The following is a 13,306-nucleotide window of genomic DNA, read 5'->3' on the forward strand; positions in this document are numbered from 1 at the left end:
CCCAATCACAAAAATTGATATTCTTGGCGATAAGGAACGATTTGCATTGGTAATAGGAGTTTTGAATGCGTTATTCACTAAAGCAGCTTGCTGTTTTTGAAGAGGTGGCAAGTACGCGAAGTGTGAGTAAAGCCGCTGAAAATCTGGCATTAACCCAGTCTGCGGCCAGTATGGCACTCTCCCAACTGGAAAAGCTGCTGGGGCGGCCCCTGTTTGAACGTCAGGGAAAGCAAATGGCACTGACATATTGGGGGGCCTGGCTGCGACCACGGGCTAAGAAACTGTTGTTTGATGCTCAGCAGATAGAATTGGGTTTTTATGATCAGCATATTGTCAGCGGTGAAATCAGCCTGGCTGCCAGCCAGACCGCAGCGGAACACCTGTTACCTGAACTAATCAGTATCATTGATAAAGACTTCCCTGAGTTGCGCATTCAGCTGAGTGTAAAGAATGCTCAGAAAGTGATTGATCAGGTTAGGAACTATGAATGTGAGTTAGGGATTATCGAAGGACGTTGTGATGACAGTCGGCTGGAGCAGGAAGTCTGGTGTCATGACCATCTGGTAATTATCGCCTCCAAGTACCATCCTTTTGCCAATTTCGAAAAAGTCAGTTTTGCTCAGTTGGAACAGGCGAAGTGGGTGCTTCGCGAACAGGGGGCCGGTACCCGAAAAAGCTTTGAGAGCGCTTTGCACGGGGTCATTGAAGACTTAGATGTCTGGCGTGAGTATGAACAGATTTCCGTCCTTAAATCTTTGGTTACTCATGGTCCTTATTTGAGTTGTCTACCTTATCTGGACGTGGCTAAACATATCGAGCGCGGAGAGTTGGTAGCCTTGAATGTACCTGAGCTGAATATGAAGCGAACACTTTCTTTTATCTGGCGTGCTGACTCGATAGAGAACCCGTTGCGTGAGTGTATCCGCCGTGAAGCTGTCAGGATGATTAAAGACCGTAAGATGGAAATGTAATCTGCATCAGAAAAATTGATGTACATTACAAATTATATAAATATAAAACCAAGGGCATAACGATCGGTTCTTACTTATAAAGTGTGATCTCATGAAGCCATAAAGGCTTAAAATTGACCTTAATGATGACCAAGAACACATATTTAGTTGTTTGTTTTTCCGTAAAGGAAAAAATAACATGATTTCTTATGCTGAACCGAATGCTAATTTGCATCAGTTTTCATGATAACTATTTTTAGTGAAATTGATATGTAAGTATGTGCATTGATCGTAGTTGAGTAGGTGGTTTTTGTTGGTTATTTAGACAAATAATCAAGTTTTCTTATTAAAAATAGAAGAATTGATACTGGCTGGCTTTTTATTTGTGCTGAATGCTTGTTATTAAGGCGCTTTAAAGGCGTTTTTGCGATATAGGAAACTTTGAATAAAGTAGGTTTAACTATCAGTATTACTTATTCACTAGTGCAATAAACCTTATATGCATTTATATCCATATTTAGGTTGAGGTCGCCCAGAAAACCTAGTGGTGAAAAGCCGGATAGCAAAATTGTCAGGTAAATCTGAAGAAAAACAAAAAGGAGAGCGATGAGCTCTCCTTTTTAAAATGAATCGATTTGATCTGGAATTAATACATTACTTTAGCAGAAGTGTATTCGCTGATAATGCCTTTGATTTTTTCCATGGTTTCTTTTGGTGGTGGTTTTACGCCGGTAAGAGGGTAATCATAGCCCATGGCTTCCCACTTGTGTTCGCCAAGCTGGTGGTAGGGCAGCAGCTCAACTTTTTCAATGTTATCCATGTCCTTGATGAAATCACCCAATAGATGAGCAGATTTTTCATCGTCGGTGAAACCCGGAACGATAACATAACGGATCCAGGTCTTCTGGTCACGTTTGTGAAGGTAGCGGGCAAAGTCCAAAACGCGCTTGTTAGGTACGCCAACCAGTTGTTGGTGAACGGAATCATCAAGCTGTTTCAGGTCCAGCATGACCAGATCAGTGCTGTCTAGCACTTCGTCAACAACATCCGTATGTTTGCGAATGTAGCCATTGGTATCAAGACAGGTATGGATTCCTTGCGCCTGTGCCGCACGGAAGAAGTCGCGGACAAATTCAGGCTGTAGCATGGCTTCACCGCCAGATGCAGTAACACCACCACCGGAGGCGTTCATAAAGTGACGATAGGCACCGGCTTCTTTGATCAGTTCATCAACGGTGATTTCTCGTCCGTCATGCAGGTCCCAGGTATCACGGTTGTGACAGTACTGACAACGCATCAGGCAGCCTTGCAAAAAAACGATGAAACGGATGCCGGGTCCATCCACGGTACCGCAGGATTCAAAAGAGTGAATACGGCCTTTTACAGACATTGCTTTACTTCTCCGCGTGGGGCGTGTTTTATATTGTTATTTTATTACAAAATGTCTGGCTTAAATAGCGAAAAAAGAGTCAAAACTGTAATAGTTCTACATTTTTTATGTGGAAGCGTTTGCGTCTCAGCCTGTTTCTTTTTGCTCTGCTACTTTCCATGATTATAGCTGTCTGGTTTGTTGTTCAAGCTGCAAAATCAGGTCGCTTGGCACAAAGAGTGTGGGTCAAAATATAAAAAAAGCCGGTCAGAGACCGGCTTTTCTGTTTGTCAGCTAGTTACTATCGCTAGCGGCTAGCTTACTTACACTGAAGTCTCAATTATAGAGATGCAGTGAAAGTACGAGAAATTACGTCACGCTGCTGCTCTGGAGTCAGAGAGTTGAAGCGTACAGCGTAACCAGATACACGGATAGTTAGCTGTGGGTAGTTCTCTGGGTGCTTAACTGCGTCTTCTAGAGTTTCGCGGTTAAGAACGTTAACGTTCAGGTGCTGACCGCCTTCGATGCCAGCTTCGTGGTGGAAGTAACCATCCATCAGGCCAGCAAGGTTAGCTTTCTGAGTCTCAACTTCTTTACCTAGCGCGTTAGGAACGATAGAGAAAGTGTAAGAGATACCATCTTTCGCGTCAGCGAATGGTAGTTTACCTACAGAAGTCAGAGATGCTACCGCACCCTTCTCGTCACGACCGTGCATTGGGTTAGCACCTGGAGCAAATGGAGCACCAGCTTTACGACCGTCTGGAGTAGTACCAGTCTTCTTACCGTATACCACGTTAGAAGTGATAGTCAGGATAGACTGAGTAGGGATTGCATCACGGTAAGTGTTAAGCTTACGGATCTTGTTCATGAACGTAGTAACAAGTTCACAAGCGATGTCATCAACGCGTGGGTCGTTGTTACCGAATTTAGGGTAATCGCCTTCGATTTCGAAATCGATCGCGATGCCGTCTTCGTCACGAACTGGTTTAACAGTTGCGTATTTGATTGCAGACAGTGAGTCAGCAGCAACAGATAGACCAGCGATACCACAAGCCATAGTACGCTTAACATCACGGTCGTGAAGAGCCATTAGAGATGCTTCGTAGCTGTACTTGTCGTGCATGAAGTGGATGCTGTTCAGTGCAGTAACGTACTGTTTAGCCAGCCAATCCATGAAGTGATCCATGCGATCCATTAGGTCGTCATAGTTCAGAACTTCGTCAGTCATCTTGTCCATTTCAGGACCAACCTGGATCTTCAGCTTCTCATCCACACCACCGTTGATGGTGTAAAGCATTGTTTTAGCTAGGTTAGCACGAGCACCGAAGAACTGCATTTGCTTACCAACAACCATTGGAGATACACAACATGCGATTGCGTAGTCATCAGACTCCATGTCTGGACGCATTAGGTCGTCGTTTTCGTACTGGATAGAAGAAGTATCGATAGATACTTTCGCACAGAACTTCTTGAAGCCTTCAGGTAGCTTCTCAGACCATAGAACAGTGATGTTCGGCTCTGGAGAAGGACCCATAGTGTACAGGCTGTTTAGGAAACGGAAGTTAGTACGTGTTACCAGCGTACGACCGTCAAGACCCATACCACCCATAGATTCTGTTGCCCAGATTGGGTCGCCAGAGAACAGCTCATCGTACTCAGGAGTACGTAGGAAGCGAACCATACGTAGTTTCATTACGAAGTGGTCGATCATTTCCTGAGCTTGTTCTTCAGTGATCTTACCTGCTTCGATATCACGCTGGATGTATACGTCTAGGAACGTAGAAGTACGACCCAGAGACATAGCTGCACCGTTCTGAGACTTAACAGCAGCCAGGTAACCGAAGTAAGTCCACTGGATTGCTTCTTGTGAAGTTTCAGCTGGACGAGAGATGTCACAACCGTACTTAGCAGCCATCTCTTTGATCTGGCCTAGAGCACGGTGCTGCTCAGCGATTTCTTCGCGTAGCTGCATAGTAGCCTGTAGGTCTTCGCCGTTCTCGAATTTCTCTTGAAGAGAAGTGAACTGAGCGAACTTGTCCTTCATCAGGTAGTCGATACCGTACAGAGCAACACGACGGTAGTCACCGATGATACGACCACGGCCGTATGCATCTGGAAGACCAGTCAGAACACCAGACTTACGACACTTCATGATATCTGGAGTGTAGATATCGAAAACGCCTTGGTTGTGAGTCTTACGGTATTCAGTGAAGATTTTCTTAACTTGAGGATCTAGTTCGCGATCGTACGCTTTGCAAGAACCCTCAACCATGCGGATACCACCGTTAGGGATGATCGCACGCTTAAGTGGTTTTTCAGTCTGAAGACCAACGATAGTCTCTAGATCTTTGTTGATGTAGCCTGCATCATGCGCAGTGATGGTAGAGATAACAGAAGTATCGAAATCTACAGGAGCGTGAGTGCTGTTTTCCTGCTTGATACCTTCCATTACCTGAGCCCATAGCGATTTAGTCGCTTCAGTACCTTCAGATACTAGGAAAGATTCGTCGCCTTCATACGGAGCGTAGTTCTTCTGGATGAAGTCGCGTACGTTAACTTCGTTTTGCCAGTCACCTGCCGCAAAACCTTCCCAAGCTTTAGCAAATTGCTCTGCCATGACATACCTACCTTTTTAGTAGAAAAAACACGTACTGTTGAACTTTGACAGTTCTTCACCACCGGAGGGTGGTGGACAGTACACTTTTATTAACAATAATACGGATAATCAAATCATAGGTTTCAGATTGTTTATGATTTCATTATTCGTATTAGTGCTAGAAACTTGCACTAATACTAAGTTGGGGCAGCATCATCTACTGCCCCAGCTTTGATTATAGTAACGCTGGAATGCCGTATTGGCCTTCAAGCATACCAACTGCCAGCATCGCAATCAGACAGATAATCAGTACACCACCAGGGATGATTACCTTGTCAGCGAAAGACAGCTTAGTTGCGCGCTCTTTGTCACCGATCAGACCGTTGTTGTCCAGTAGCATAGTCAGAGCCCATGCCAGAACCGGGTTAACAACAGCAGATGCGAAGATACAGATACCCGCAGACTGTGAATCTTTAGTGTCTTTAACCATCTGAACACCAGCTTCCAGAAGTGGCAGGAATACACCAACCAGCAGAGCAATACGCATTACTGGTGGCCATACTGCTACGTCCATTGGGAAGCCAAGGATAGCAATGAACATTACCAGACAGCCAAGAACGATCGCGCCAGCTGGAATTGGACGCTTCGCGATAGCTGCAGGGATCATGTAAGTACCCCAAGATGAAGTGATGTTACCACCACCCAGAGCAGTACCTACCATCTGACGGATAGAACACATAGTCATAGTGTCATCAACGTCCATCAGTACTTTATCAGTGCCTTTAGGGTAGTTCAGTTCCTGGAAGATACGGTGACCAAGGAAGTCTGGAGACCACATTGCTACAGCCAGGATTGCGAAAGGTAGAGATGCGATGAAGTGCTGCAGGTTAGGCAGACCAAGCATCCAACCTTCTTCTGTGCTACCCCACCAGTAAACAGGGTTCAGGTTAGGCAGGCCCATTTCTGTTTCGAACTTAAGGTCGAAACCGGCGCCTAGAACCAGGGCAACGATCAGGCCTGTGATAGCACAAGCAGGGATCGCTAGCCAGCGTTTGTTAATACGCGCCAGGTAAGCATAAAGAATAATGTTTACAGCCAGTACGATCAGACCAACGTAGCCCATGCTGCCAGCAGCAACATCAGCAGACTGAAGACCTGTAGCCCAAGACTGGATTGAACCGATCTGGCTCATGGTACCGGTAAAGCCCAGGAAGATAAGCAGACCACCGGCTGTACCTTCAGAGGTCAGGTTTACCAGTTTAGAACCGCCTTTGAAGTAACTTAGCAGAAGACCGAATACACCAAGAAGGATGGCTAGAGCAAGAGGGTGGGCACCGGCCAGGGCGATAGAACCGATCAATGGAATCATTGGACCGTGGTTACCAGCCAGGTTGGCGCGAGGATTGATGAATCCGGATGCTAATACACAGAAAAGAAGCGCAGGAAGCAGCATTTCAACACGTGCAACTTCGATTGCGAATTCTTTACCAAGGTTGATGTGATCCCAAGCTTGAGTCAGGCCGTCAGCCCAAGACATCATTACCGCAGAGTACATTGCGATAATACCGATAGTACCTGCCAGTGCTGGTACCAAATCTTCAAGCTCGAAACGGAAGTCACGACCAGGCAGGTTAAGGCCGAAGCGGCGTGGCTTCATAATTTTCAGTTCATGATCGAGATATTCCGATCGCGTTGAGAAGTCAGATGCAGGGCGGTGCAGCTCCTGATAACTTCTTTCTTCAGATGACATAATTGCCTCGTTCTACGTTTAAAATAATTCTTGTCTTTGGTTTCTGTAATGTAGCTTGCCACTCAAAAATTGGACAATCTGAATTGCGCGCCGATGAGTGTAATTAAATTTCACCAAATTTTATCCGAAGTGTACCGTCAGAATACTAAAATGGAATTGATCTCGATCACTACGACTAAAATATTATAAGAAAAAAACCAACAAAAATTGAGTGGAAAGACTAAAAATTATGAAAAATGTCGTAAATTTCATAACAAAATAGTACTTGTGAATACACTTTGAATAGGTTTTTATTGGTTTAAGTTATTATTTTATAATGGATTTTACCATTGTAGCGCATGCATCATGGTTTACAACTGGTGAAATGCTGTTGTCACTATTAGTTGTTTTATTTTTAAACAATTCATTATGAGCATAGATGAATAAAAATGCCGATAGAAAACTACCGGCACAAGTCTATATAGCTAAAAGTTGTAAAAAACCTACATTTCACTAGCCGCTTTGGCTTTCTGTAGCTTCTGGTAAGAAGCTAGCAACTGCTGATGGGCCGGGAACTGAGCCATACTCAGGTCACCACCGGTCAGGCCATAAAAGCGAACTGTACCCTCAATTGAGCCCCATGCTGCTGTTACGGTATCTTTACCGTACAGGCGTTCAAATTCAGCTTTGCACTGAGCCGGATCGCGTTCTTCATCAAGAGCAAATGCCAGGCTGGCGATTAGGCAGTGGAAAAAGTGGGTACGTTCCGGGCTGTATGATGAAGCGTTATACTCGATACTCCAGTTCGCATATTCCAGAGCTAGCTCAAGATCACCGCCAGCCAGTGCCAGCAGACACTTTAGCTCGCCGATACACAGGGTTTGCCAGGCACTATCCGCTTTAGGTACTAAGCCGATGAGTTCAGAAAGGTAATTTCTATCATCCAGGCGCTCTTCTTCCAGAATGCAATACATTTCGGCATATTGCTCGCTGTCCCATTCTGTTGTCGGTAGTGCTAATAGGGTTTCACGCAGTTCCAGAGCAACGTTATTGTTGGCTTCGATCAGTTTTTCTACTGGATAAATTTCAGACCAGCCCGGTACGATGATGCGGCAACAGTCAACCCCCAGGAAGTCATAGTCAGCAATATAGACGTCAGTATTTTCTTGCTCAAAGATAGCCATCAGGTGGTTGAATTCTTCTTTTGACGTACCGCTGAAGTTCCAGTCAACAAATTTGTAGTCGGTTTCTTCTTTTTCTTTGAAAAGATCCCATGACACCAGAACCGATGAGTTGATGAAGTGAGCTTCTTCATTATCAAATGGCGCTTTAGGGAATACATCAAGGTCTTTCAGTCCACGTCCCTGAAGTAGTTTGGTAACACTACGCTCTAGTGCAACCTCGAAGCGAGGGTGAGCGCTAAATGATGCTAAGCAGCTATTGCTCTGTTGGTTTAACTGTATCACGCAGATCACTGGGTATTTACCACCCAGCGAGGCATCGTAACAATAAATAGGAAACCCTTCTGCTTTCAGGGCGCTGATTGACTCTTGAATGCCAGGGAAGCGATTCAGAACTTGCGTCGGGATTTCCGGTAGTCTGATGTGCTCTGTGATAATGCGGTTTCTGATGGCATGTTCGCAAATTTCCGCGAGTCCCTGAATGCGGGCTCCTGCTTTTGTATTGCCAGCCGCGATGCCGTTAGATTCATACAGGTTACTGATGATGTTCATCGGGATATACGTTGTTTCTTTGTCGCTCTGACGTTCGAACGGTAGGCAGCATATTCCGCGTTCCATATTGCTTGATTGCAAATCGATCAGATCAGTACCCAGTAGTTCCATGGTGGGATCGTAGAACTGAGTCAGACGTTCATCGAGGATCTCTTCCGGTGGCAGGTTTTCTTCAAGGCTGACTGGGAACCACTTTTCGTTCGGGTAGTGGACGAATTCGCTTTCAGCAATGTCATTCCCTAGGTAGTAGTCGGTATAGAAGTCATTATTCGACAGGCGCTCAAAGAATTTACTCAGAGCTGAAGCTAACGCAGCTTTTTCACTGGAGCCTTTACCACTGGTGAAATTCATCGGTGCGTCGACGTCGCGGATTTCGACAGACCAGACATTGGCTACCGGGTTCTGCCATGAAGCTTCTTCAATATTAAAGCCTTGTTTTTTCAGTTGGCTCTGGAAACGTTCGATTGTTTCCTCAAGTGCGGCGTCTTTACCTGGAATAAATGTTTTCATTAGCGATTTCGTCAGGAATCTTGGGGGGCGCGCAGTATACCTAATTCGTTCGCTTAAGCCTAAGAGTGGACAGAACCAGTTTTTTGGAAATTAAAAGTGAGGGTAAATAAAAGAGGGAACAACTAAGAGAGTAATGAAGAAGAGAAGGAGGAGTGGCTTCAGCACCACTCCCTCTTTATATTACGAGTGCTTTGCAACCTGGAACTCACCCAGGCGTTTTTTCTGGTCTTCTGCAAGTCGCGACAGGTGATTGCTGGCTTCGGCTGTTTGGCTGATGCCTGCTACGTTTTGGTTAATAATGTCGTTGATATTGTTGATGCTCTCAGTGATCTCAACAATAGCTCGGCTCTGTTCGTCGACAGAAGTAGTGACATCACCGTTAACGTGGCTGATCTGTTCCAGCGCTTGGCTGATTGACTCTATCTGGCGGTTTGTCTGCTCAGTGATCTCATTATTACTGTTGACCTTGTCCAGACTGTTGTTGACAGCATCAACAACAGCTGCTGATTTTTGTTGCAGCTGCTCGATAATGGACTGGATTTGCTGGGTTGAATCCTGAGTTTTAGCCGCCAGAACTCGAACTTCATCAGCAACTACGGCAAAACCGCGTCCGCTGGCACCGGCACGTGCCGCTTCGATGGCGGCATTCAGTGCGAGCAGGTTGGTTTGCTCTGAGATACTGTCGATAACAGTGATAACTTCACTAATCCGGATGCTCTGCTCATTCAGTTCCGTCACCTGGCCAGAGGTATCGTTCAGTTGCTCAGTTAGTTCCTGAGTCAGTACGCGCGCCTGCTGGGCAATAGCGGTACTTTCTGCGCCTAGTGCCAGTGCCTGTTGAGCACTTTCATCGGCTGTTTTGGCATAGCCATCTACTTGGGTTGCCGCCGAAGAGAGCTGAGTAACTGCAGTGGCAATCTGTTCAACTTGTTGTTGCTGATCACGGCCGTTAACTTCACTTTGAGTCATAACTGCAGCCAGTTCAGTAGATGATGCTGCTACTTCATCACTAACGCTACGCAGAGCACGGATTGTGTGGCCCAACTGGGTAATAGCATTATCCAGGCTGGCACCCAGCATACCGATTTCATTGTTACCACTGATGCCGGTTGTTTTATCCATCTTTCCATCCGCAAGGTCGCGCACAGCAAGATAAAGGGTGCGCAGGATTTGATTGATAGCATTGGCCAGCAATAGGCTGATGGTGATCGACAGGACAACAGCAATTGCGCTGGCTGTCATCTGACTGGTTGTTACTGAGCTCAGCAGAGATGTCGAGGTTTCTGACAGTTCTTCTGTGGCAACGCGAGATTGCTCGGCCAGCATATTGATCAGTCTGGTATTTTTATTTGCCAGATCGATCATGTGCTTGACGGTGCTGTCTTTTTCATGCTGAAGGCGAATGATTGTCAGCAGTTGCTGTTCCCAGATTTGTACATCGGTATACAGTACTTTGGTCTCTGGCCATTGCGCGAATGGTTTTACCAGCTTAAGCATATCGCGGGTATGCTTCAGGGCATTTTGGGTTGATTCTTTATTTTGATCTTTTACTCCTTCAGCAATGTTGTAGAGCATCAGGCCTGCAATGTCAGACATCTGGGCAATGTCTTTATTCCACTTTGCAAGATCAGCAGCACTTCTGTTGCGGGTAACCCGAACATCAGCTTCGTTTAGTACAGTAGAAATCCAACTGGTCTCATCATAGATTTTGCGAATTTCACGGCGTTGCTGGCGTAACTGTTCTGAATCAGCTGTGTATTGTTGGAAGTTCTCAATGAACTGTTCCAGTGAACGGGAAAGTTCGGGTGTCAGTGCCTGGTTGCCATTGGTACGTAGCTGGCTGAATTCGTTTTTTATTGCAGTTAGGTTGTTGTTATTGGTTTGTACCATGGCATCAAGATGCTGGTAGAAGCCAAGTGCATAAATGCCTTTCATGCGGCTGGCATCGAATAGGTTCTGGAAGCTGTTTATCTGGCTGTTGAAAACGATGTAGTCATTCACTTTCTGAGTATTACTTTCTACTTCATTAAGCAGGTTTTGGCTGATGAAGATAGTGATGATGAAACACAAGATGGCAAAGGCCGAAGAAAGTGAAAGCAGGATGCGTAATGGTATATTTTTGATTGTATTTAACATGAATGTCGCAGCTTAATTCTGTGTGAATGCACGAAAGATGCTTTGCGGGCATCAGGTATTCGGGAGGGGTATATTAAACGGGTTGTAATGTATTTTGTTTTATATTAATCCGAGGTGGCAGTAGTCTATTGCCATATATATGCTTTGTAAATACATTAGCTTGCATTTGTGTGATGAATTATTCGGCAGTTAGATGAAGACCCGGCCGAAATGGCAGAAGGTGGTGAAAGGTTCGTCGGATGAGAGGGTATTTGATGAGGGTATAAGAAAAGGAAGTGACATTGCTGCCACTTCCTTTTAATAAAATATGGGGGTTATTGGCCGACCTGGAATTCACCCAGGCGATTTTTCTGGTCTTCTGCCAGCTGAGACAGGTGGCTGCTGGCCTCGGCACTCTGACTGATACCAGCTACATTCTGGCTGATAATATCGTTGATATTGTTGATGTTCTGAGTGATATCAACGATAGCCCTGCTTTGTTCTTCCACTGAAGCGGTAACATCGCCATTAACCTGACTGATTTGCTCCAGAGCCTGAGATATCGACTCGATCTGGACCGTGGTTTGCTCTGCAATCTCGTAGTTGCTGTTTACTTTCTCAAGGCTGTTGTTTACTGCATCAACCACGGCTGAAGATTTATGCTGCAGCTGCTCAATGATCGTCTGGATCTGCTGAGTTGAATCCTGAGTTTTGGCTGCCAGTACACGAACTTCATCAGCAACAACCGCAAAGCCGCGACCGCTTTCACCGGCACGTGCTGCTTCAATCGCCGCATTCAGCGCCAGCAGGTTTGTCTGCTCTGAAATGCTGTCAATTACAGTAATGACTTCACTGATCTTGATGCTTTGCTCGTTCAGGTCAATTACCTGGCTTGATGTTTCATTCAGTTGATCGGCCAGTTCTTGGGTTAGCTGACGTGAGTGCTGGGCAATCGTAGTGCTTTCAGCGCCCATTGCCAGTGCCTGTTGGGCATTTTCGTCAGCCGCTTTGGCATAACCGTCAACTTGGCTGGCGGCTGCAGAAAGCTCAGTGACTGCTGTGGTGATCAGTTCCACCTGCTGTTGCTGTTCACGACCATTGACTTCGCTTTGGGTCATCACCGCCGCCAGCTCTGTTGACGATGCGGCCACTTCGTCACCGACACCACGAAGAGCGCGAATGGTTTGTCCCAGCTCTTCAATGGCTTCATCAAGACTTGAGCCAAGCAGGCCGATTTCATTATTGCCTTTGATGTTTGAGCGAACATCAAGTTTACCTTCTGCCATATTTTTAACGGTCTGGTATAAGGTGTTCATGATATCGCTGATCGCATTGGAGAGCAGGATACTGATAGACAATGCCAATACAGTTGCAATCAGAGTCGCGATTAGCTGAGTGCTGTTAACAGATTCAAGTAGATCTGTGGTTGTCTCAGACAGTTCAGCCGTTTTGCTATTTGAAGCCTGTGATAGCTTAGTGATGATTTCGGTATTGATATTACCTAAATCAATCATGTGTTTAACTGTCTGGCTTTTTTCGTTTTGCAGCTCAATAATTTGTTTGATTTGCTGCTCCCACATGCGTGAGTTTTGTACCAGTTCTTTACTTTCTGGCCAGTTGGTAAAAGGAGCTAGCTGTTTAAGCAGAGACTGGGTGTGTTCCAGAGTGATTTTGGTATCTTCCTGGCTTTGACCTTTTACACCAACTGCAATGTGGTAAAGCATCAGGCCGGTAGTATCTGCCATTTGTGCAATTTCTTTATTCCACGGCTCTCGTTCTTCTTCGCTGCGTTTTTCTGTCACCTGCAAATCAGCATTTTTCAGATCGGTGGTGATCCAGCTGGTGGCATCATAAATCGTTCTGATTTGCTGGCGCTGGCTGCGCATCTCTTCAGAGGCTTTTACGTACTGCTTGTAATTACTGACAAATGTTTCCAGAGATCGCTTTACTTCCGGAGTCACTGCGTAATTATCAGAATGCATTAACTTGTCAAAGCTGCGCTGGATATTTGCCAGGTTCTCTTTATTGATGCTGACCATTTCGTCCATACGGTCATAAAAACCCAGTGCATAAATAGATTTCATCCGGCTTACATCCTGCAAGTCCTGGAATAGTTTCATTACACTGTTAAATTCAATGAAATCATTAACTACGTCGGTATTATCTTCAACCTCTGAAATCAGGTTCTGGCTGATGACAATCGTAATAATGAAACACAGCACAGCAAAAGCTGATGATAACGAAAGTAATATTCGTAGTGGTAGATTCTTTATTGTATTTAGCATGACTTTTAACGTTATTTAT

Annotated in this window: 7 protein-coding genes; 1 reads left to right on the forward strand and 6 read right to left on the reverse strand. The window is 45.3% G+C overall.

What is annotated here, in order from left to right:
- The first annotated feature begins 65 nt into the window (after window positions 1-65).
- Window positions 66-971, forward strand: a complete 906-nt coding sequence (locus C942_RS15780; RefSeq protein WP_007467458.1) for a LysR substrate-binding domain-containing protein — start codon at window positions 66-68, stop codon at window positions 969-971.
- Between the two features lie 625 nt (window positions 972-1,596).
- Here the strand turns inward: C942_RS15780 and pflA are convergent.
- From pflA to C942_RS24425, 6 genes are all read right to left on the reverse strand, one after another.
- Window positions 1,597-2,340, reverse strand: coding sequence for a pyruvate formate lyase 1-activating protein (pflA, locus tag C942_RS15785; protein WP_007467459.1), 744 nt, complete (start codon window positions 2,338-2,340; stop codon window positions 1,597-1,599).
- A 319-nt stretch (window positions 2,341-2,659) separates the two neighbouring features.
- Entirely contained in the window at window positions 2,660-4,936 is a 2,277-nt protein-coding gene (pflB, locus tag C942_RS15790) for a formate C-acetyltransferase (protein ID WP_007467460.1), read from the reverse strand.
- Between the two features lie 214 nt (window positions 4,937-5,150).
- Window positions 5,151-6,665 carry a DUF3360 family protein gene (locus tag C942_RS15795; RefSeq protein WP_007467461.1) on the reverse strand — a complete coding sequence of 505 codons (1,515 nt, stop codon included), beginning with the start codon at window positions 6,663-6,665 and terminating at the stop codon, window positions 5,151-5,153.
- A 482-nt stretch (window positions 6,666-7,147) separates the two neighbouring features.
- A complete protein-coding gene (gene ycaO, locus C942_RS15800) occupies window positions 7,148-8,887 on the reverse strand; it encodes a 30S ribosomal protein S12 methylthiotransferase accessory factor YcaO (RefSeq protein ID WP_007467462.1) in 1,740 nt (579 codons plus the stop codon).
- A gap of 180 nt (window positions 8,888-9,067) precedes the next feature.
- Window positions 9,068-11,023 (reverse strand): methyl-accepting chemotaxis protein, encoded by a 1,956-nt coding sequence (locus C942_RS24420; RefSeq protein WP_007467463.1) that lies wholly within the window; start codon window positions 11,021-11,023, stop codon window positions 9,068-9,070.
- A 314-nt stretch (window positions 11,024-11,337) separates the two neighbouring features.
- On the reverse strand, window positions 11,338-13,287 hold the full coding sequence (locus C942_RS24425) for a methyl-accepting chemotaxis protein (RefSeq protein WP_007467466.1): 1,950 nt from the start codon (window positions 13,285-13,287) through the stop codon (window positions 11,338-11,340).
- Window positions 13,288-13,306 lie beyond the last annotated feature (19 nt).

This window comes from Photobacterium marinum (assembly GCF_000331515.1).
Lineage (GTDB): Bacteria > Pseudomonadota > Gammaproteobacteria > Enterobacterales > Vibrionaceae > Photobacterium > Photobacterium marinum.